General features: G+C 67.1%; 23 protein-coding genes. 22 read left to right on the forward strand and 1 reads right to left on the reverse strand.

What is annotated here, in order from left to right:
- Positions 1 to 60: 60 nt before the first annotated feature.
- On the reverse strand, positions 61 to 792 hold the full coding sequence (locus AKJ09_RS06220) for a lipid-binding SYLF domain-containing protein (RefSeq protein ID WP_169927299.1): 732 nt from the start codon (positions 790 to 792) through the stop codon (positions 61 to 63).
- A 96-nt stretch (positions 793 to 888) separates the two neighbouring features.
- On the opposite strand from AKJ09_RS06220, the gene AKJ09_RS06225 reads away from it, so the two are divergent.
- The 22 genes from AKJ09_RS06225 (at position 889) to AKJ09_RS06335 (ending at position 20,719) form a co-directional block, all read left to right on the forward strand.
- Positions 889 to 1,617: a hypothetical protein gene (locus AKJ09_RS06225; RefSeq protein ID WP_146646261.1), complete on the forward strand. Its 729-nt coding sequence runs from the start codon at positions 889 to 891 to the stop codon at positions 1,615 to 1,617.
- A gap of 142 nt (positions 1,618 to 1,759) precedes the next feature.
- Positions 1,760 to 2,731, forward strand: coding sequence for a flagellar motor switch protein FliG (locus tag AKJ09_RS06230; protein WP_146646262.1), 972 nt, complete (start codon positions 1,760 to 1,762; stop codon positions 2,729 to 2,731).
- Entirely contained in the window at positions 2,728 to 3,429 is a 702-nt protein-coding gene (locus tag AKJ09_RS06235) for a FliH/SctL family protein (RefSeq protein WP_146646263.1), read from the forward strand. The genes AKJ09_RS06230 and AKJ09_RS06235 overlap by 4 nt, the downstream gene beginning before the upstream one ends.
- Positions 3,426 to 4,736: a FliI/YscN family ATPase gene (locus AKJ09_RS06240; protein ID WP_146646264.1), complete on the forward strand. Its 1,311-nt coding sequence runs from the start codon at positions 3,426 to 3,428 to the stop codon at positions 4,734 to 4,736. The genes AKJ09_RS06235 and AKJ09_RS06240 overlap by 4 nt, the downstream gene beginning before the upstream one ends.
- Positions 4,733 to 5,161, forward strand: coding sequence for a hypothetical protein (locus AKJ09_RS06245; protein WP_146646265.1), 429 nt, complete (start codon positions 4,733 to 4,735; stop codon positions 5,159 to 5,161). The genes AKJ09_RS06240 and AKJ09_RS06245 overlap by 4 nt, the downstream gene beginning before the upstream one ends.
- Positions 5,158 to 6,666, forward strand: a complete 1,509-nt coding sequence (locus tag AKJ09_RS52710; RefSeq protein WP_169927300.1) for a hypothetical protein — start codon at positions 5,158 to 5,160, stop codon at positions 6,664 to 6,666. The genes AKJ09_RS06245 and AKJ09_RS52710 overlap by 4 nt, the downstream gene beginning before the upstream one ends.
- 8 nt (positions 6,667 to 6,674) lie before the next feature.
- Positions 6,675 to 7,361 (forward strand): flagellar hook assembly protein FlgD, encoded by a 687-nt coding sequence (locus AKJ09_RS06260; protein ID WP_146646267.1) that lies wholly within the window; start codon positions 6,675 to 6,677, stop codon positions 7,359 to 7,361.
- A 36-nt stretch (positions 7,362 to 7,397) separates the two neighbouring features.
- Positions 7,398 to 8,681 carry a flagellar hook protein FlgE gene (locus tag AKJ09_RS06265; RefSeq protein ID WP_146646268.1) on the forward strand — a complete coding sequence of 428 codons (1,284 nt, stop codon included), beginning with the start codon at positions 7,398 to 7,400 and terminating at the stop codon, positions 8,679 to 8,681.
- A gap of 10 nt (positions 8,682 to 8,691) precedes the next feature.
- On the forward strand, positions 8,692 to 9,192 hold the full coding sequence (locus AKJ09_RS06270; RefSeq protein ID WP_146646269.1) for a flagellar basal body-associated FliL family protein: 501 nt from the start codon (positions 8,692 to 8,694) through the stop codon (positions 9,190 to 9,192).
- Between the two features lie 2 nt (positions 9,193 to 9,194).
- Positions 9,195 to 10,061, forward strand: a complete 867-nt coding sequence (locus AKJ09_RS06275; protein WP_169927301.1) for a FliM/FliN family flagellar motor switch protein — start codon at positions 9,195 to 9,197, stop codon at positions 10,059 to 10,061.
- 107 nt (positions 10,062 to 10,168) lie between these two features.
- On the forward strand, positions 10,169 to 10,483 hold the full coding sequence (gene fliN / locus AKJ09_RS06280) for a flagellar motor switch protein FliN (protein WP_146646271.1): 315 nt from the start codon (positions 10,169 to 10,171) through the stop codon (positions 10,481 to 10,483).
- Entirely contained in the window at positions 10,480 to 11,277 is a 798-nt protein-coding gene (locus AKJ09_RS06285; RefSeq protein ID WP_146646272.1) for a flagellar biosynthetic protein FliO, read from the forward strand. The genes fliN and AKJ09_RS06285 overlap by 4 nt, the downstream gene beginning before the upstream one ends.
- Positions 11,274 to 11,969: a flagellar type III secretion system pore protein FliP gene (gene fliP, locus AKJ09_RS06290; RefSeq protein ID WP_146646273.1), complete on the forward strand. Its 696-nt coding sequence runs from the start codon at positions 11,274 to 11,276 to the stop codon at positions 11,967 to 11,969. The genes AKJ09_RS06285 and fliP overlap by 4 nt, the downstream gene beginning before the upstream one ends.
- Positions 11,969 to 12,229 (forward strand): flagellar biosynthetic protein FliQ, encoded by a 261-nt coding sequence (locus AKJ09_RS06295; protein WP_169927302.1) that lies wholly within the window; start codon positions 11,969 to 11,971, stop codon positions 12,227 to 12,229. The genes fliP and AKJ09_RS06295 overlap by 1 nt, the downstream gene beginning before the upstream one ends.
- A complete protein-coding gene (locus AKJ09_RS06300; protein ID WP_146646275.1) occupies positions 12,229 to 12,993 on the forward strand; it encodes a flagellar biosynthetic protein FliR in 765 nt (254 codons plus the stop codon). The genes AKJ09_RS06295 and AKJ09_RS06300 overlap by 1 nt, the downstream gene beginning before the upstream one ends.
- A gap of 18 nt (positions 12,994 to 13,011) precedes the next feature.
- Positions 13,012 to 14,073, forward strand: a complete 1,062-nt coding sequence (locus tag AKJ09_RS06305; RefSeq protein WP_146646276.1) for an EscU/YscU/HrcU family type III secretion system export apparatus switch protein — start codon at positions 13,012 to 13,014, stop codon at positions 14,071 to 14,073.
- A 406-nt stretch (positions 14,074 to 14,479) separates the two neighbouring features.
- Complete coding sequence (gene flhA / locus AKJ09_RS06310) at positions 14,480 to 16,543, forward strand: flagellar biosynthesis protein FlhA (RefSeq protein ID WP_146646277.1); 2,064 nt, start codon at positions 14,480 to 14,482, stop codon at positions 16,541 to 16,543.
- 28 nt (positions 16,544 to 16,571) lie between these two features.
- A complete protein-coding gene (locus AKJ09_RS06315) occupies positions 16,572 to 17,615 on the forward strand; it encodes a flagellar biosynthesis protein FlhF (protein ID WP_146646278.1) in 1,044 nt (347 codons plus the stop codon).
- Entirely contained in the window at positions 17,612 to 18,331 is a 720-nt protein-coding gene (locus AKJ09_RS06320; RefSeq protein WP_169927303.1) for a FliA/WhiG family RNA polymerase sigma factor, read from the forward strand. Before AKJ09_RS06315 ends, AKJ09_RS06320 begins: the two co-directional genes overlap by 4 nt.
- Positions 18,332 to 18,335: 4 nt before the next feature.
- On the forward strand, positions 18,336 to 19,067 hold the full coding sequence (locus AKJ09_RS06325; protein WP_146646280.1) for a flagellar hook basal-body protein: 732 nt from the start codon (positions 18,336 to 18,338) through the stop codon (positions 19,065 to 19,067).
- Position 19,068: 1 nt separating this feature from the next.
- Positions 19,069 to 19,776, forward strand: a complete 708-nt coding sequence (locus AKJ09_RS06330; protein WP_146646281.1) for a glucosaminidase domain-containing protein — start codon at positions 19,069 to 19,071, stop codon at positions 19,774 to 19,776.
- A 115-nt stretch (positions 19,777 to 19,891) separates the two neighbouring features.
- On the forward strand, positions 19,892 to 20,719 hold the full coding sequence (locus tag AKJ09_RS06335) for a flagellin N-terminal helical domain-containing protein (protein ID WP_146646282.1): 828 nt from the start codon (positions 19,892 to 19,894) through the stop codon (positions 20,717 to 20,719).
- The last annotated feature ends 51 nt before the right edge of the window (positions 20,720 to 20,770 follow it).

The raw sequence follows: 20,770 nt of genomic DNA on the forward strand, positions 1-20,770 counted from the left end.
CGCAAGGCCTGCGGGTCCGCCCTCAAGAGCGGGGAAACCGCAGGCCTCGCCGAGCGTTGATCACTTCTTGGTGCCGGTGTGGCCCTTCCCGTAGTGGCTCGTCACCGCCGAGTTGAAGCGCTCCACCGCGGGCGCGTCGGCAGGCGCTGCAACCTGTCCAGCGAGGATGCCGCCGAAATCCACGTCCGAGCCATAGAGTGCCTTGATGGCATCCTTGTCCGGTTTGATCGTCGAGCCGTTCAGCTCGGCCCCGGCAAAGAGTCCCTTCGAGGACGAATACGAGACGAGGTCGGTCGTGCTACCTCGACCGGTGCCGACGGGCCCCGCCGACGCCGAAGCGTCGACGCCAACCTTGAAGTCTCCGCTTTCGAGCGACCTCATGCCCTTGTCCGTCTTCACGAGCGCGAGAAGCTCCGTGGACTGGACGCCGAGCTGAGCGCCAATGCTACCGCCACCGATGGAGACGGGTGCCGGCGCGCTCCAGCCGCTGGCGGTCTTGCACGTCGCAAAGCCCTTGCCGCCCTCGCCGCCCACGATGAGGCCGCCCTTCACCATGGACGGAATCGCCACGACACAGCGACTCTGACCCGACTCCGACGCGGGGATCTTCTCACCGAATTTGGTGACGACCTGCGTCGCGTCATCGAGTCGCCCGAGCACGTCGTTGCGCTCGGACTGCATCTTCGCCGCGGTCGTCTCGGTGGATTTGCTGGACGAATTGGAGCACGCAACCAGCGCCGCCATGCCGACGATGCCTGCGATCCGGGTGACCAAGGGGCGTTGGAGGTTCATGCCCCCAAGGGGAAGCATCCCACATGCCGGCGGCGCTCATCGGTAGGCCGGCAAGGAAGTCGCTCGGGCGACCCAAGGTCGTGCTAGCCAATACACATGAGATTCCTCGTCGGATCGAGTCCCGCTCTCCGTCGAGCTGTAGGGGCGTTCGGGCTCATCGCGCTTGCTGCTTGCGGTGGAAAGGTCGACGACGAAAGCCCCGCTGATAGGGCGAGCGCGAGCAGCGCCGACCCGTCGTCGCCGTCCCAACCGTCGAGCCCGCCGGCGCGCCAGGGCAGCATCGCGTCTCCGCCGGAGACAGCAGAAGAGGGTGGAGCGGCGACGTTCACGCAGGGAGTTCCGCCCCCCTTCGACTGGGCGGGCTCCTGCCCGAGCGCCGCTCCCAACGAATTCATGGCCCCGCCAAGGCCGTCCAACGCGGAACTCGGCGACCGCCTCGATGCCATTCGAAGCGGCACCGTCGGTCGTTGGTACGGCAACGTCACAACCCCCTGGATTCCCGCCTATAGCGTCTACTTCGAGTTCGACGCGGACGGCCACTATGCAACACGCACGACGGACCCGACGATGGTCGCTCTCTATTACGGGACGGACCTCGACACGCCGCTGAAGCAGTGGCGCCTCGATGACGTGAACCAAAGCGGCGCTGCGAGCGGGACCATCGACGTGGCCTTCGACTACGAGACCTTCTTCGCGTTGCCCGCTTGGCAGGGCGAACTCCACAACGTCGTCCTCGATGCGTCCGGCAACCGGCTGCGGTTCGCGTTCTTCACGTCGAGTGGCTACGGGCCTGTGGAGTTCGATCTCTGGCGTTGCGCGCCGTAAGCGGCTCCGTCCATTCGGTGTTCGAATCGGCAGGCCGCTGAGCGCCGCCTGCCCACACGAGCCTTCATCCCGCGCTTCCTCTCGCGCGGGCGCTGGAAAATAGCCTCTCGCGAGCGGCATCGCGCTTGCTTCGTCGGTCGCCGTGCTGACGAACGCAGAGAAGGCCGTCTTGTTCTTGCTGTCGCTCGACGAAGAGGTCGCGAGGCCCATCGTCGAGGAGCTCGGTGAAGGGGAAATTCGGAAGCTTCGCGCCGTGGCTTCGACCATGCGCGAGGTGCCGAAAGACGCCCTCGAGCTGACGTTTCGCGAGTTTCTCGATCGCTCGCATGCAGCCGTGGCGGTGCCTCGCGGTGGCCTGCCCTACCTGCGCCGCCTTTCGGCCAACGCGCTCGGCGAAGAGCGGGCGCGGGCGGTGTTCGAAGACGGCGTCACGAGCCCTTTGACGCGGCTCGAGAGGGCTTTGCCCGAGGACGTCGCGGCGCTCCTCGAAGCCGAGCCTCCGCAGCTCGCGGCCGCCATCCTTTCGGTGCTCTCCCCCCGGAGTGCGTCACCGATTTTGTTCGCCATGAGCGAGGAGCGTCAAGCCGCCGTCGTCAAGAACGTCGGCCGCATGACGCAGGTGCCGGCCAAGGTGCTCGAGGACATCGCCGCGGCCCTCGCCGCCAACCTGCCTACATCGGATGCGTCGACGCTCGTGAGCCTGGACGGTGTCGCGAAGGCGGCCGAGCTCTTGAACTCGACCGGCAAGACCTCGCAGGAGCTCATTCTCGGCTTCCTCGACACCGAGGATCCGGAGCTCGCCGAGGATGTGCGACAGGCGATGTTCACCTTCGACGATCTCGCCCGCGTGCCTTCGCGTCAGATGCGCATTCTCCTCCGTGAGGTGCCCGGCGAACGGCTCGTCGTGGCGCTCAAGGGCGCGACCGACGCGGTGCTCGAGGCAGTTCTCTCCGGCCTCTCGGCCCGTGCAGCCGCACTCGTCCGCGACGACCTCGAGACCATCGCCCACGCGAAGAAGAGCGAAGTGCTCGCCGCTCGCAGGGAGATCGTCTCGACCGCGCTTCGACTCGAGAGCGAAGGTCAGCTCGATCTGGGCCGCGGAGACGACGCATGAACGCGCCCAAGAGGCTCGAATGGATCGAGCGACGCACGCCCGAAGTCCGCGCGTTTCCCTGGGGCTCGACCGAAACCAAGCCGACCTCCGAAGCCATCGCGCCTCCGGCGGCGGCCGCCTTGGAGATCCCCGAGCCGGCCGCGGAGGATCCCTGCGAAACGCGCGACGAAAAGGCCGAAGCCATCGACGCGCTCGACGCCGAGCTGAGCGGCCTCCGCGCGGAGCTCGCCGCAGCGCAGACCGATCTGGCGGCCGCCCACGCGGCCATCGACACCCTCAAGGCGGACGTGGAACGTGCGCGTCGCGAGGGAGAAACGAAGCGAGGAGCCCTCTACGTGGAAGCCGAGCGCGAGCTCGTCCGCATGTCCTTCGCGATTGCGCGGAAGATCATCGGTCGTGAGCTCGCAACGTCTCCCGAGCTGCTCGTCGATTGGGTTCGGAACACCATCGAAGAAGCCGATCTCCAAGAGGACTTGAACATCGCACTCTCCCCCGACCTCGCCACGTCGATGGCCCGCGACGTCTGGGGAGACCTCGCTTCGCTCGTCGTCTCCGACAGCACCCTGCCGCCCGCGACCACGGAGCTTCGTGACGGAACGCGCGCCATCCGCGTCGGCGCCGACGAACGACTGGCGCTCGTCGCCGACGAGCTCGGCATGTCTCTCGCAGAGACCGACACGAAAAGAGAGGCAGCATGATCGATCTGGGTCGTCACGTGGAAGCCGTTGCAAAGGCGCGTTCGTTTCGTATCGAGGGGCGCGTCCGGCAAGCAGTAGGACAGCTCGTCGAGGTCTCCGGCGTGGAAGCGTCGGTCGGGAGCGAGCTCGAGGTCATCGGTCGCGACGTGCGGCTCGAAGTTCTCGGCTTCCGAGGGGACGTGCTCGTCACGGCACCGCTCGGAACGACGGCGGGCATCGCGCCCGGCGCGCGCGTCAGACTCGCGACGCATGCCGCGGGAATTCCGGTGGGTCGAGAGCTTCTCGGACGCGTGCTCGATGCCTTCGGCAGGCCGCTCGACGGTCGCCCCGCTCCCATCGTGATGGATCGTCGGGCGGTGCATGCGGCGCCCCCGCCGGCCTTCGAGCGCGAGCCGATTCACCAGCTGTTCGACAGTGGAGTTCGCGCCATCGATGCGCTGCTGCCCCTCGGCAAAGGTCAGCGCGTGGGCCTCTTCGCCGGTGCAGGCGTCGGCAAGAGCACGCTGCTCGGCATCATGTGCCGCAATGCCAAAGTCGACGTCGTCGTCGTCGGCCTCATCGGGGAGCGTGGGCGCGAGGTCGGTGACTTCGTCCGTGGCGCGCTCGGTCCCGAAGGGCTGGCGCGAAGCGTGGTCATCGCGGCAACGAGCGATCTCCCGCCTCTCGTTCGTGCGCGAGGCGCACTCGTCGCCACGGCCGTGGCGGAGCACTTCCGCGCGCAAGGTCTCGACGTGCTCCTCGTCATGGATTCGGTCACCCGCTTCGCCATGGCCCTGCGCGAAGCCACGCTCGCAGCGGGCGAGCCTGCGCTCACGAAAGGCTACACGCCAAGCGTCTTCGCGGCTTTGCCCGCTCTGCTCGAGCGCGCCGGTACGGGACGCAAAGGCGAAGGATCGATCACCGCGCTCTACACCGTGCTCGCGGAGGGCGACGACCTCGGCGACCCCATCGCCGACGCCGCCAAAGGCATCCTCGACGGCCACATCGTGCTTGCGCGATCGCTCGCCGATCGCGGGCTTTTTCCGGCCATCGACGTGCTGCGAAGCATCTCGCGCGTAGCGCCCGACGTGGCGCCTGCGCCGCAGCTCGGCACCGTTTCGAAGCTGCGCGATCTGATGAGCGCCAACGAAGAGGCTGCCGATCTGATTCGAATCGGCGCGTACGTCCCGGGCACCGATCGGCGCATCGACGAGGCGCGCGTCATCGTCCCGATGATCGAGAACTTGATTCGCCAGCGCCACGACGAAAACGTTCCGCGCAGCGCCGCGCTCGCTTCACTCGGCACCATCGCGGAGCGCCTTCGTTGAGCGCACGCGAGCGCCGGGTCCAACGTCTCAGGTCCATCGAAGGCACGAGGGCGCTCGTCAAAGAACGCGCGACCGCGGAGGCAAGGCAAGCGCTGGAGACGCGCGTCGAGGCCGTGAAACTGGCCGAAGAGGCGCTCGAGACCTCCTGCAATCAGTCCTACGAACAGATCTCGGTCGAGGATCTCGAGCTCGCGAGCCTTCACCGACTCACGCTCCGCAGGCGCGTCGTACGGGCCCAAGCCGCCGAAGATGCAGCCAGGCTCGAAGTGCGCGCGAGAGAAAAGGCGCTCGTCGAAGCACGCATGGCCGAACGACGAATGGAAATCCTGCTCGAAGGCTTCGAACGCGCCGGGCAGGCACGTGAACGCAAAGAAGAGAGGCGTGCCACCGACGAGCACGCATCTCGCAAGACAGGTTCCTCATGACGGACTCGCTGAAGCTCCCACAACTGGGAGGATTTTCCGAAACCAAGCTCCCGAACCGCGCCGATCTCCACGGCAAGGACCCGAAGGGCGATCCCGGCTTCGAGGAAATCCTCGACGCCGAGCTGAACGACGCGAGCGACCAACCAGAGCCCGAAACGACGGACCCCGAAGGCCTCGCCTACGCCGTCGCGGCGATGCTCGCCCAGCATCCCCCCACAGCCCCGAATCCAGCGGTCGACGCGAACGCGAACGCGAGTGCGGGCGCGGGCGCGGCTGCGAACCCGGGCGCGGCTGCGAACCCGGGCGCGGCTGCGGGTGCGGGTGCGGGTGCAGACGCGAATGCCGGTGCGCCGGCGCCTGCGGGCGCCGCCCCCGCAGCGCCTGCGCTCACGGATTCGCAGCCGTCGTTCCCCTCGCCAACCCCAGCGTCGGCCCCAATCGAATCGCGAGCGCTCCCCCCGAACCTCGCGCGAACCGACTCCACCTCGGCGAAGCCCGAAGCGGCAGCGCTGGACACGACCAAGACCGCGAACGAGCCTGCTCCGGCGACGAACGCTCAAGCCGCCGAGCCTGCCCCGACCGCCCTTCAAGTGCCTGCAAAACAGGTCGAAAGTGTGCCGGCGCCCACGTCCCCTGCGGAGCCGAAAGCACCGGTCGTCGCGGCCGCGCGCGCAGCTTCCCCCGCTGCCACCACCGCCGCCAAGTACGCTGGCACGACGGCGTCGCGGGCGTCCACCCGACCGAGCACGACCGCGAACGGAGCAGCGAAGGCGCCGGCCCATGCCGTCACGACGGCGGCCGTCCCGCCGAACACCAAACCGCTCGAGCCTGCCACCACGGCGAGCGAGCCTTCGGTCGATCACGGCGCGAGCGACGAGCGCCATGGTGCGCGCGAAGGTGCGGCGACCACCGACGAAGCAAAGACCGCCGGTTCGCTGACGAAAGCCAACGCGATGACGCCGAGCGACGGTGCGCCGACGCTCACCGTGACCGCGCACGCCGACGGAAATCCGTCGCCCGCCAAGCCGCCGGCGGTCGAAGGACGGATCCCTGACGCACCTCGCGTCGAGCACCAGGTCGGCGCGCGCGTTCGGGAAGCCGCGCTCGAGTCGGCCGACAAGCATGCCGTCGCACGCGGCGTCCGCGCTGAAGTCGACCTCGGTGAGAGCGGAAGAATCGCGATTTCGGCCGCAGAAAAGGCCCATTCGATCGACGTGAAGCTCGACGCGCAGACCCCTCACACGGCGCAGACGATCGCCAAACACGCGAGCGAGCTCGTCTCCGAGCTTCGCCATCAGACCGAGTACGCGCGCGTCACGGTGAATGGTCAGGGCTCGTTCTCGGGCGGCGGAAGCTCGCATGGCGGTTCGAATCACTCCTATGCGTCGAATCAGGGCGGAGATCGCTCGTCGTCCTCGCATCGCGACGGCGCAAACCAGAGCGAAGCGCACGAACCTGGCCCCGCACCTCGCGCCGTCGGGCGCAAGGTACGGATCGTGCTTTGAGGGACGGCATGACCACTCCCATCACGTCGTCGACGAACTCCTCGGCGACGAACTCCGCGACGGACGCGACGACGGGCTCGCAGCCGATGGACCGCGAAGCCTTCCTCAAGCTGCTCGTCGCTCAGATCTCGCATCAGGATCCCCTCTCGCCGATGCAGGGGACCGAGTTCGTCACGCAGCTCTCGCAGTTCGCCATCGTCGAGCAGTCGATCGCGCAGTCGAGCAAACTCGATACGCTCTCGACGCAGATCGGCGGCGTGGCGAACAACGAAGCGACGTCGCTCGTCGGCAAGCGCGTCACCATGCGCGGCCATGATCTCGCGTTCGACGGCGTCACCGCCACCACCTCCGCGGTCACGCTCGATGCCTCGGCCCAGAAGGTGAGCGCGGACGTTCTCGATGCGAACGGCAAGGTCGTCCGCACGATCGACATCGGCAGCCGGCCCCAAGGCGCTTGCACGATCACCTGGGACGGCAAAGACAACGCCGGCAACACGCTGTCGAAAGGGACCTACTCGATGAAGGTCCGCGCGACGGCAGCGGACGGCAAGACGGTCAACACCACCCAGACGGTGGCCGGCACCGTGACCAAGGTTTCGTTCGAAAAAGGCTACCCCGAGCTCACGCTCGACAACGGATCGACAGGCCCGATCTCGGACCTCTCGGCCGTCGAAGGACAACCGGCGAAGCCCTGACCTTCGCCAAGAAAGCAATCAAGGAGAGAGACGAAGATGAGCATTCTCAAAGCGATGTACTCCGGTGTCTCGGGACTCAACGCCGAGACCGGTGCGCTCGGGGTGGTGGGCGACAACGTCGCGAACACGAACACGATCGGCTTCAAGCAGTCGCGCGCGATCTTCGCGAACGTGCTCGGAGCCGCGATCGGCTCGAACGAGCCGGGCTCCGGCGTCAACATGGTCCGCACCCAGCAGATCTTCGCGCAGGGCGGTCTCGTCAACACGGGCCAATCGACCGACGTTGCGCTCTCGGGTGACGGCTTCTTCGTCGTGAAGGGTTCGGTCGACGGCGTGCAGAACAGCTTCTACACGCGCGCCGGTCAGTTCACGCTCCGCAACGACGGCACGCTCATCAACGCCGACGGTCTCTCGGTCCAGGGCTACCAGGCCGATCTCAAGGGCCAGCTCCAGACGACGACCGGAGACATCAAGCTCTCGACGGCGCCGATTCCGCCGAAGGCGACGAGCTCGATGAAGATCACCGCGAACCTCGACGCCTCGGCCACCGAGCCCGCCGCAGCGTGGGATCCGAACAACCCGAGCGCCACGTCGAACCTCGCCACGTCGCTCACGGTCTACGACTCGGTCGGCAACGCGCACGTGGCCGACGTCTACTTCCGCAAGACCGCCTCCGGAGACTGGGATTACCACGTACTCGCCAAGGGCAACGAGCTCGCGGGCGGCGGTACGGGCAACGTGGAGATCGCCGGCGGCAACTTCCAGTTCACCTCGGACGGCGCGCTCCAGACGATCACGCAGAGCACGCCGGGCAACGTGAGCTTCGCCGGTGCCACGCCGAACCAGGCCATCGCGCTCGACTTCGGGAAATCGATCGGCGCAGGCGGCACCGGCCTCGAGGGCATCACGCAGTACGCGTCGACCAGCTCGGTCTCCTCGCAAAAGCAAGACGGCTACGCGTCGGGCGCGCTCAGCGGCGTGAAGATCGACTCGGACGGCACCGTCAACGGCGTCTACACGAACGGGCAGACCATCGCCGCCGGCAAGCTCGCCGTCGCCAAGTTCCAGTCGAACGACGGCCTCGGCCGCGCCGGTCACAACCTCTGGGTCGCAACGCGCGACTCGGGCGAAGCGGCGATGGGCGATGCCGGAAGCGGTGGCCGCGCGTCGCTCGTCTCGGGCTCGCTCGAGCAGTCCAACGTCGACGTGACGCAGCAGTTCGTCGAGCTCATCTCGCACCAGCGCGCGTTCCAGGCGAACTCGAAGACCATCACCACGGCGGACCAGATGCTCCAGGAGCTCATGTCCATCAAGCAGTGAAAGCACGATCATGAGCGAAAACGCCGACAACAAGCCCAAAGAAACGCCCGCCGCCCAACCGCCGAAGAGCGGCGGCGGTGGCTCCCTCATCATCGGAATGATCCTGCCTGCGCTTCTCTCGGCGGCCGGATCGTACGGAGGCGTGCGCGCCGCTGGCCATGCTCCGCCCGTGAGCCAGGCCGAATCGACGCACACGGAAGCGAAGCCGCCGGGACCGACGATGGCCCTCGACCCGTTCCTGGTGAACATCCTGGACCAGTCGAAGAAACCGCACCCGATGAAGCTCACGCTCGCGGTGGAGTTCGACGCGACGACGAAGGAAGAGACGATCAAGTCGTTCATTCCACGCATGCGCGACGCCATCCTCACGCACATGCGGACGCTCAACTTCGAAGAGGCGGTCGACAGCGAGCGCAGCGCCAAGCTCCGCGCCGACTTGCTCGAACGCTGTCGCTCCTCGGGCGCCATGGGCGCCGAACGAATCCTCATTACCGACCTCGTTGCCCAATGACCATGACCGACCCTCAAGCACTCCTTCGTATCGGCCTCGTCAGCGAACGCGCCAAACGTGCCGAAGAACGTCTCAAGGCCGAACGAAAAGGGCTCGAGGGTGCGGTCAGGAGAACGCTTCCCTTCCTGGTTCGGCGAAAGATCGGAGTCACGATGCACGAGGTGCGCTGCGTTCTCCTCGAAGAGGTCATCGCCAGCGTCACGCGCCCGTACCACGTCACTCCGGTCTTCGCAGGCGACCGCATCGTCGGCGCACTCGTGCTCGACGGCTTCGCCGTGGCGGCTGGCCTCGACGGTGTGCTCGGTGCGAGCAAGGACCAGTTCACCGTTCTCGATCCCGCGGGCCTGAGCTCCGCGCAAGCCGCCCTCGCCTCGCGCGTCGCCCGCGGGCTCGTAGCGGCCTTCGACGAAGCACTCTCGCGCTGCGATGTGCGCTTCCACGCAGGCCCCGACACGATTGGCTCGTCCGCTTCGCACCGGCCGCCGCACGGCGAAGGTGGCTCGTCATCTCCCGAGCCAGGCGGATTGCTCGTCGCATGCACGCTTCGCATGGGCGAAGACGAGCTCTCCGGACACGTCACTTTGCTGCTGCCGGCCGCGTGGTTCGACAGCGTCGTTCCCGGCCCCGCGCAGACGACAGAGCCCGAGCCGCGAACGACGGCGGCGATGGCCTTCGTCGAGCTCGACGTCATCGCCGAGCTGGGTCGCGTGAAGGTGCCGCTAACGCGCCTCGCGACGCTGAAGGTCGGTGACGTCATTCGGCTGCCACTGCCCGTCGACGCCAGGGCGCACGTGCGTGTGGGTGACCGTGCCCTTTTCCAGGGCAAGCCGACGACGCGCGGCGCGCAGCTGGCCATCGCACTCGAGTAGCGGGCGACGACGCGCGGCTGACGGGAGCGTCATGGAGTCGACGCTCTCGCGAGGCACGGACCTTGAAACATGAGGGCCGAACGCTTCGCGAGGAGAAGCCAAACGTCATGGATTCGACACCCGCCCCCGAAAACAACCGCCCCCAGGAAAACGAAGTGCCCGCGGCCAAGACCGAGGCGCTTGCCTTGCTGCGCGACGTCGAAGTCGAGTTGACGCTCGAAATCGGCCGCCGCCGGATGAAGATCGCCGACGTCATCAAGCTCGGACCCGGCCAGATGGTCGAGCTGGACAAGCAGGCGGGTGAGCCCCTCGAGCTCCTCGTGAACGGTCGCCTGGTAGGTCGCGGTGAGGCCGTGGTGGTCGGTGACCGCTACGGGATTCGCATCACCGAAATCCTGACGCCGGAAGGAGGTGCGCGATGAAACGCGGCCTTCTCGCCAGCGTCATGGCATTGGCGCTCACGTTCGGCGCGGCGGCCTACGCCCAGGACACCCCGCCCGCCAAGGAAACGAGCGTCGAGCCCGCAAAAGAGTCGGTTTCGATGCCCGCGAATGAGCCTTCGGCGAACCTCCCCCTTCGTCCGTCCAAGGCCCTGAACCTCGCGTCCGAGCCGGCGTCGACGCCCTTGACCTACAAGGTGCTCTTCGCGGCGGCGGTCATCGCAGCCGGCGTGATCTTCTGGAAAAAGAAGAAGCAGCCGTCGGGCGACAAGCCCGCGAAGGACACGTCCGTTCGCGTCCTCGGCAAGACTCCAATGGGGCTCCGCGGCGAGCTCGCGCTCGTCGAAGTGGGCGGGATGCGCCTGCTCGTGGGCATCACGTCGTCGAGCATGCAGACGCTCGCGGTGCTGCCCGAGGGCGAAGCCATCGGCGAGACGGAAACGGCACACGAGGTCACGTCGAAGACGATCGCCAAGGCGATCCCCTCCGGACTCGGCATCGCCGATCGCGCCAGGGCTCTGCTCTCCTCGCGTGACTTCGGACCGCCGGTTCCGTCGCGCGTGGCCCCTGCCGCCTTCGCGGCCTCGCGTTACGCCGACGACGACAAAGAGTTCGAGAAAGAGGAGCCGCGACGCGAGGCCAAGGAGACCATCCGCGAGTCGCGCGAGATCCGCGAGGGCAAGAACAAGAAGAGCCGTCCGCGCGACAACCAGCTCGAAGGCCAGGCGCGTGGCCTCGCTCTCGCGCTCGGCAATGCCGCCGGAACGCGTCGATGAGCCCTCCCCTCGACATCACGAGCGCCCTCGGGGCCGCTTCCTCGGCAGCGGCCGGGGGCGGCCCGGGGCTCGCCCCGCAGCTCAAGATCCTCGCGGTTCTGACGCTGCTCTCGCTCTTGCCGGCGATCGTCCTCACGATGACGTCGTTCACGCGCACGGCGGTGGTTCTCTCCTTCGTGCGCCAGGGGCTCGGCACGCAGCAGGCTCCTCCGAGCCAGGTGCTCGTGGGCATCGCCCTCTTCATCACCGCCTTCACGATGGCGCCGGTGACGAACACGATCATCCGGGACGCGTATCAACCGTATGCGGCCGGGCAGATCGACGAAACCACCGCCATGGATCGGGCAGTGGTCCCCCTTCGCGCCTTCATGCTGAGACAGACGCGCGAAGCGGATCTTGCCTTGTTTTACGAGTCCGCACGCGCGCCGATGCCCACGACGGAAGACGACGTCTCGCTGCGCATGGCTGCGCCCGCGTTCGTGGTGAGCGAGCTCACGACCGCCTTCCAGATGGGCGTGATGGTGCTGCTGCCCTTCCTCGTCATCGACCTCATCGTGGCCTCGATTCTCATGTCGCTCGGCATGATGATGATGCCGCCGCAGAGCATAAGCCTCCCGCTCAAGCTGCTCTTGTTCGTGGCCGTCGACGGATGGCACCTCATCGTGGGGTCTCTGCTTCGGAGCTTCTCCTGATGGACCCGATGCGCCTCGTCGTCGATGCGCTGACGACCACCACGTACGTCGCCGGTCCGATTCTCGTGGCCGCACTCATCGCCGGCATCGCCGTCGGCCTCGCTCAGGCCGTGGTCCAGGTGAACGAGGCGAGCCTCAGCTTTCTCGTGAAGCTCGCCGTCGTGGCCATGGTTCTCGTCGGTCTCGGCGCCACGTCGGCCAACCACCTCGTGGGCTACGCCCGCCGGTGCTTCAGCGGAATCGAAAGGGTCGTGCATTGATGACGGAGATGGCCCTCGCGATGGCGATCTCGTTCGCGCTCGTAGCGACGCGAATGGCGGCGTTCATCGTCATATCTCCCTTCCCGGGGGCCAACGTTCCGACGCAAGCGCGCATCGGACTCGTTCTCCTGCTCGCCGCCACGACATGCCCGATGGCGGTGAGCGGGTACACGACACTCTCGCCCAATCTGTTCTTGGCCGCCGCCGGCGAAATGATCACCGGCACGGCAATTGGCTTCGTTTTCCGGGTCGGCATGAGCGCGGCCGAGGTTCTGGGCGCGTCGCTCGCGCACGCGACGGGCCTCACCATGGCCTCGTCGTTCGATCCCTCGCTGGGCTCCACGGTCGACCCGCTGACGCGCATCGTCACCCTCTCGGCGACGATCGTGTCGTTCGCGATTGGTGCGCACCGCGTCGTCCTCGGGGCGGTCATCGCCTCGCTACGTGCCGTGCCCGTCGGCACCCTGCCCAGCGCGAATGCGTTCGCGCCGGCGACCTTTACCTGGATTGCGCGTTCGGTCGAGTGCGGCCTCGGGCTGGCGCTCCCCGCGATGACCATCGCCCTCGTCATCCATTTGTCGCTCGGCCTCGTCGCGCGGGCGGCACCATCGTTGCAAATCTTCAGCGTCGGACTGTCACTGACGCTCGGAAGCGGCCTTCTCGTGATGCTCGCGAGCATGCCGGACCTGCTGAGCGGGCTCGCCGCGCATCTCGGCGCGCTCGGAACGGTCATCGACAGCCTCCTCTCCAGCCACGGCACCTGAAACGCAACCGTCTCGACGATGGCAGACACCGGCGAAAAGACATTCGAGCCGACAGACCAGCGGCGCGAGAAGTTTCGCAAGGAAGGCCGCTGGGCCCGCGCGAAAGACGTGGGCGGCCTGGCGGCAACCGCTGCGGTCGTCGCGTCGTTGATCGCTTCACGGCATGCGCTCGTCGCGGGCTTCGAGGTCCTCTTTCGGCGCTCCATGGGTGACCTCGACGCGGTCGAGCGCCTGGGAGCGATGGGCGCATTCCGCTCGGCGGCGCTCCCCGTGCTGCTCGACGCCTTCCCGGTCGTGGGGCTTGCCGCCGTCTTGGCCCTGGGCGCGAGCGCGGCCCAATCACGCTTTCGTCTGAATACCGACGTCCTGTCACCGAAGTTCGAAAAGCTCGACCCGAAGGCGGGTCTGGAGCGCCTCTTCTCGTTTCGAAAGAATCTCGCCGACCTCGCGATATCGCTCGTACGAGTGTTCGCGGTCGGGGCCGTCGGCTCGTATGCCGTGAAGCGCGAGCTGTCGGTCCTCCTGTCGATGGCGCACGCGACGGTCCTCTCGTCGGCCGAGACGGCCGGCGCTGCGGTGGCGCGCGTGGTGGGCTCGATTCTGGGCGCGCTCGCGATCGTGGCATGTGCGGATTACGCCTATAGCTGGTTCTCGCTCGAGCGAGACATGCGCATGACCCGCCAGGAGCGCATCGACGAGCAAAAGCAGCAAGACGGCGATCCGAAGGCCAAGGGCCGTATGAAAGCCCGTGCGCGCGCGCTCGCGAAGAAGCGCGCGCTGGCGAGCGTCAAAGGCGCCGACGTCATCGTCACGAACCCGACGCACGTGGCCGTGGCGCTTCGCTATGGCCCGAAGGATCCGGCGCCCATCGTGGTGGCCAAGGGCGTCGACGAAGTGGCTCTTCGCATTCGTGCGGAGGGCCGCAAGTTCGGTATTCCGATTCTCGAGAATCGCCCTCTCGCCCGCGCCTTGAATGCCGAAGTCACGGTCGGCCGCATGGTTCCGCAGGCCCACTTCGCCGCCGTCGCGCAGGTCCTCGCCTTCGTCTACAAGCTGAAGAAGCGCGGCGCCCTCCGCTAACGAAGCCACCTGCGCGGCGCGCGCAATCGCATACTTGCCGCGAGAGTGGTCTAGCCAATCCGTTCGCCATACGACTGCCCTCGCGAGGCAGCCGGCAACGCTCTCGACAATACAACTCTGCGGCCTTTGCGTCTTTGCGCCTTCGCGCGGGGATCTTCCCCGTGGCTTGTCCCGCTACGGCCAGCCCAGATCGCCATCGGCATCCCCACGCTGAGACGCAAAGGCGCGAAGACGCAGAGATTGGGGAATTCAATTTTCCCTACTTCACACCTCGTCGTACGAGAGATCTCGCGAAGTCGCGGTCTCCGGCGCCAGCCCCCACCGCGGGCGAGCGGAGTCATGCTTCGGACGTCGAGCGTCAAAGAATCGACGGTAGCGGCGGCATATCGCGTGCTTTGCGCACGGTATGGCCGAAGCCAAGAAAGGGACCTGGGACGCACTCGTTCCGGTCGGAATCATCGGCATCATCTTGATGATGATCCTGCCGCTGCCGCCGGCGCTGCTCGACACGCTCATCGCGCTGTCGATGGCGCTTTCGATCGGCGTGTTTTTGACGGCGTTGTTCATCGAGCAGGCGCTCGAGTTCAGCGCCTTTCCGGCGTTCGTGCTCGTCGCCACGCTCTTGCGATTGAGCCTGAACGTCGCCACCACGCGACTCATCCTCCTTCACGGTGGTGAAGGACAAGGCTCCGCCGGCTCGGTGGTCGAGGCGTTCGGACGATTCGTGGTCGAGGGCAACGTGCTCGTCGGCCTCATCGTCTTTTTGATCCTCACCGTCATCAACTTCGTCGTCGTCACGAAGGGCGCCGGACGCGTCGCCGAGGTCGCCGCACGCTTCACGCTCGACGCGATGCCCGGCAAGCAGATGGCGATCGACGCCGATCTCTCGGCTGGCGCCATCACGCAGGACCAGGCGCGCACGCGTCGCCGCGAGCTCGAACGCGAGGCCGACTTCTTCGGCGCGATGGACGGCTCGAGCAAGTTCGTCCACGGCGACGCCATCGCCGGCCTGCTCATCATGGCCATCAACCTCATCGGCGGCATCGTGCTCGGCATCAGCCGCGGCATGGACATCGGTCGCGCCGCCGAGACGCTCGTCGTTCTCAGCGTCGGCGATGCGCTCGCCTCGCAGGTTCCCTCGCTTCTCATCTCGGCAGCGTCGGGCATCGTCGTGACGCGCACGGCGACCGGCGACCAGCTCGGTCGTGCGCTCGCCTCCCAGTTCTTCGGCCGACGGACAGCCGTCACCATCACCGCCGCGATCTTGACGGTCCTCGCCCTCATGCCCGGCATGCCGGCGATTCCGTGTCTGGCGCTCGCCGGAGCCATCATCGCCATCTCGCGACGCATGGGCGGAAAGGCCGAGCCTGGTGCGAAGGTCGTCTCCACCGGCGCCCCCGGCGAAGCGCCCGCCAAACCTTCGGCCAACGAGGCGGTCGACGCGGCCCTCGCGCTCGACGTGCTCTCGATCGAACTCGGCTACGAGCTCGTGCCCGCCGTCGATGCTGCGCGCGGAGGAACGCTCACCGACCGCGTCGCCAAGCTGCGCGAGGAACTCGCACGTGAGCTCGGCATCGTCGTCCCGCCGGTGCACGTCTCCGACAATCTGGAGCTCGGCCCTAGCAACTACCGCGTCATGATCTCGGGCGTCGAGGTCGCCAAGGGTACGTGCGCCCACGGGCGCGTCCTCGCCATCGACGGCACCGGCAGCGCGCCGCCCATCGAAGGCGAGCCCACCACCGATCCCACGTTCGGAATGCCGGCGATCTGGATCGCCGCCCGCGAGAAGGAGCTGGCGGAAGCCCTGGGTTACACCGTGGTCGATCACGCCACGATCATCGCCACGCACCTCGGCGAGGTCCTCCGCAACAACGCGCATCGCCTACTCGGAAGGCAGGAGGTCCAGCACCTGCTCGACGTCCTCGCCAAGAACGCGCCCAAGCTCGTCGACGACGTCGTACCGGCCCTCCTGCCCCTCGGGGACGTGGCACGCATTCTTCGCAACCTCGTTCGCGAAGGCATCTCCGTCCGCGACATGCGCAGCGTGCTCGAGGCGATCGCCGAAGTCGCGGGCCAGACCAAAGACGCCGAGCAGCTCACCGAGCTCGTTCGCGAGCGCCTCGCTCCGGCGATCACCGCTCGATACAAAAGCTCTGACGGTACTGTCGCCGCGCTGACACTCGATCCGCGCGTCGAGCAGATGCTTCGCGCATCGCTGCACGAAATCGCGAACGGCACCGGAGGTGCATTGGATCCTGACGTGCTCAGGAATTTGACGGCGAAGGCCGAAGCCTCGCTCGCGTCGTTCACGGCGCGCTCGGCCTCGCCCCTCATCGTCACCGCCCCCGACCTTCGCCGCTACGTCCGCGCGATCGTCGAGCGCAAAGTCCCCCAGCTCGCCGTCGCGTCCTTCCGCGAGATCGAGCCCGCCATTCCTCTCCGCATCGTCGACCGTCTGAGCGCCGCTTGAGCGCACACATCCGCAGGAGCCTCTCGAAATGAACATCGGTCAAGGAACGAAGAACCCCCTCCACCGTGGCGACTCGTTGCCATTCGCGGCTTCGGTGTACCGCACCGAGACGCACGACAGCGGCGAGGTCGACATGCTTCGCGTCGAGTTGCGCAACGAGGTGCGAGCCCTGCGCGCCCTCATGAGCCGCTCGAACCAGAACGACAACCTCGGCACCGAGCTCGCCGCCATTCGTGCGGCGCTCGACGAGATGGCCCCCGAGACGCCGAAGCGCGATCGCACGGCTACGTGGCTCCGCGCACGCGCCATCGAGGGCTCGGTCGCCCGTCGGGTCATCGCGATCGCCAAGGCCTCTCAGCAAACGGAGCTCGCGGCGCGCATCCGTGAAGCGATCACGCAGCTCGTCGAGGTCGATCCCTGGACCCATGACGGTCCGGGCCGACGCATCGTCGCGCTCGTCGGCCCTGCCGGCGTGGGCAAGACCACGACGGTGGCCAAGCTCGCCGCCCAAGCGAAGATGGCCGGCCTGTCGATCGGCATGGTCTCGTGTGACAGCTTCCGCGTCGGCGCGATCGACCAACTCGAGCGCTACGCCGACCTCATCGGCGCGAACTTCAACGTCGCCCGCACTGCCAACGAATTGGCGGGCGTTCTCGAGGACGAGACCTCGGACATCGTCTTCGTCGACACCGCCGGTCGCGCTCCCGCCGCCGGCACGCCGGAGGCCGCGCTCATCGCGCGCCGCAAGCGCACCACGGTCGGTCGCGGAAGCGACGGCATCACGCGCGCCGTCGGTCCGATTCCCGTCGAAGTGATGCTCTGCATGCCGGCCGCCACGCGCGCGCCGGACGCCGCTCGCATCGCCGCCATCTACGCCCCGGTGGCCCCGACCTCGGTGTGCATCACCAAGATCGACGACACGGCCTCCCCCTCCGCGCTCGTGCACGGTCCCTTCGCGGCGCGTCGCCCGCTCAAGGTCCTTTGCCACGGCCCGCGCGTTCCGGAAGACGTTACGCCGGCCACGCACGACGCCCTGATGGTTCGCCTCGACAACGCGGGAGGTCAGAAGTGAGCGCTGCCCGAGTCCTCGACACCGAAAAACAAGCCGCACGCGTTCTCACGCCCGCGGACTACCGCAAGTATCTTCCCATCGTCCGACGCACCGCCGTTCGCCTCGCCCGCAAGGTGCCGAGCCACATCAGCGTCGCCGATCTCACCGGCTATGCGTGGGTCGGCCTCGTCGAAGCCTTCTCGCGCGCAGCGCCCGGTATGGATGAGGAGGAGTTCGAGGCCTACGCGCTCTACCGCATCCGCGGCGCGATGCTCGACCACCTCCGAAGCCTCGACACGCAAACGCGCGCCAGCCGCGTGACATCGCGTCGGGTGACGCGGGCCATCCAGCGCCTCACCACCAAGCTCTCGCGTGCTCCCGAGGAGAACGAGATCTGCGAAGAGCTCGGCATGAGCGTCGAGGACTACCGAAACACGCTCTCCGCCCTCGATGGCGCGGGCATGAGCCGGCTCGAGATGCTCGACGTCGACGCCGACATCGCCGCCGACGAAGCCGAGCTTCCCGAAGACTCGGCGAGCCGTCGTGAGCTGCAGGAGGTCGTTGCCCAGGCGATCACGAAGCTTCCGCCGCGCCTGCAGCAAGTGCTCTCGCTCTACTACACGGAGGAATGCACGCTCCGCGAGATCGGCGAGATCCTCGAGGTGAGCGAGTCTCGCGTCTCGCAGCTCCACACCGAAGCCGTTCATCGCCTGCGCGCGGCCATCGGGAAGGAGTGAGCGCGTGAGCAGGGGAATCTACGTCGCGCTGAGCGGTGCCGTCGCCCAGGAAAACGCGCTCGACACGGTCGCCTCGAACGTCGCCAACGCGGCGTCGCCCGGCTACCAGCGCTTGCGCCCCGTCTTCCGCGAGGCGCTCTCCAAGGCGAACGCCGCGGACCGGAATCTGCACTACGCAGCGACCACCCGCATCGCACTCGATACGTCGCAGGGAACGGTCCGCGCCACGGGCCGTCCCCTCGACGTCGCCCTACCGCAAGGGGTCTACCTCGCCGCCAGCACGCCTCGAGGTGAACGCTACACGCGCGCGGGCGCGCTCTCGATCGACGTGAACGGCGGCCTTCAAACCACGTCGGGAGCGGCCGTCCTGAACGACGCTGGTGAGCCCATCAAAGTGAAGCGCGACGGCTCCGAAGTTCGCATCGATCCCGACGGCAGCGTGAAACAGGGCAACGACACGCTCGGGAAGCTCAAACTCGTGCAATTCGAGCGCCCGGATGCCCTCACGCCCGAAGGCGGTTCGATGCTCGCGAGCAGCGCCGCCGGCGCGATGACGCCGGCCGCCAATCCGAAGCTCGACGTGGGCGCCGTCGAAGAATCGAATGCGTCGCCCATGGTCGCCATGACCGAGATGATGACGGCGAGCCGGACGTTCGAGGCCTTCCAGAAGGTCCTCGACCAGTTCAGTGACATCGACCGGAAGCTCCTCACGACCGTCCCGTCGGCGGTGGAATGACATGAAGATCGCGCCTGTTTCGTCGACCGTCCACGCGGCCGACACGGCCCCCACGTCGCGTTCGCGCGAAGTCGCCGCCACGCGGACACCGGTCACGCGCACGCAAATCCGCTCGGCGATCGAACAGGCGCTCACGAAGGTCGAAGGACATCGGCCGAGCGAGAACCTCGTCGACGTCCTCACCGCTCAGGCCTCGCTCGAGACCGCGAGTGGTGATCGCATGTACAACTACAATTTCGGAGGCATCAAGGGACACGGGCCCAGCGGCGCAACCGCGATGCTGAAGACCCACGAAGTCGTAGGGGGAAAAGAGATCGCGATTCGCGACGGCTTCCGAGCCTACGGATCGCTCGCCGAAGGTGCCCTCGATTACGTGCGCACGATGAAGGACCGCTTCGGCGGAGCCTTCTCCCCCGCCGAACGAGGTGACGTCGCAGGCTTTGCCGGTGCCCTCAAGAAGGCCGGCTACTACACGGCCTCGCAGGCCGATTACACACGCGGACTTCGTTCGCTCATCGACGGAAGCGACGCCTCTTCGAGCAAGACGCACGTCGCGACCGCAGGGCGAACCATGAACTTCCCCATGACCAGCGAGACCCTCGCTGGCGTCCAGGGAGCACTCGATCTCGATCGCTTCTCGACGGCGATCGGCCCTTCCTTTGCCACGCGTCGTCATCGCGAGGCCGATACCGAAGAAGACGATTCCTAGTTTCGATTCAAGGTCGGAGAGCACCGACCGTTCCACTTGATTGCAAGTCAACGAGGTTCGGCGAAGCAGCCGAGCCTGCCCTAAAAGCTCGAGTCATCAAAAGGAGAACTCACTCATGTCCCTCGTCGTTCAGTCCAACGTTGCATCGATGTTCGCGCAGAGCCAGCTCAGCAAGACCAACGGCGCGCTCGCCAAGAACTTCTCTCACCTGTCGAGCGGCTTCCGCATCAACGATGCGTCGGACGACGCGGCTGGCCTCGGCATCAGCAAGTCGATGAACGCCCAGGTCCGCTCGATGGCGGTTGCCGAGCGCAACACCAACGACGGCATCAGCATGGTGCAGACGGCTGACGGTGGCGCGGAGCAGATCCACGACATCCTGACCCGCATGCGCGAGCTCGCGGTCCAGGCGTCGAACGGCGACCTCGCCACGAACGACTACGCCAACCTCGACACCGAGTACCAGTCGAACCTCCAGGAAATCGACCGCATCGCGGCCTCCTCGCAGTTCAACGGCATCGGCCTCCTCGCGGGCGCCGCTTCGTCGAAGAACTTCCAGGTCGGCATCGGCACGGCGAGCACGGACCGCATCGCCGTCAGCTTCGGCGGCGCGGACGCGACGGGCCTCGGCGTCAACGGCGGCGACGTCCAGAACTTCGGCAACGCGCAGACGGCGATCACCAAGCTCGACGACGCCATCCAGAAGCTCAGCACGGTTCGTGAAGGCTTCGGTTCGTCGATGAACCGCCTCTCGTTCGCGGTGACGAGCCTCCAGAGCCAGCAGACGAACCTCTCGGCCGCTGTCAGCCGCATCCGTGACGTCGACATCGCGTCGGAGACGGCCGCCATGTCGAAGAACCAGGTCCTCGCCCAGGCGGGCGTTGCCATCCTGAGCCAGGCGAACCAGACGCCGCAGCTCGCGATGCAGCTCCTCCGCGGCTGATGAGCTGACGACAACGCAGGGGTGCGCGGGGGCAAGATCTCCCGCGCGCCC

It is taken from the genome of Labilithrix luteola (assembly GCF_001263205.1).
GTDB classification, from domain to species: domain Bacteria; phylum Myxococcota_A; class Polyangia; order Polyangiales; family Polyangiaceae; genus Labilithrix; species Labilithrix luteola.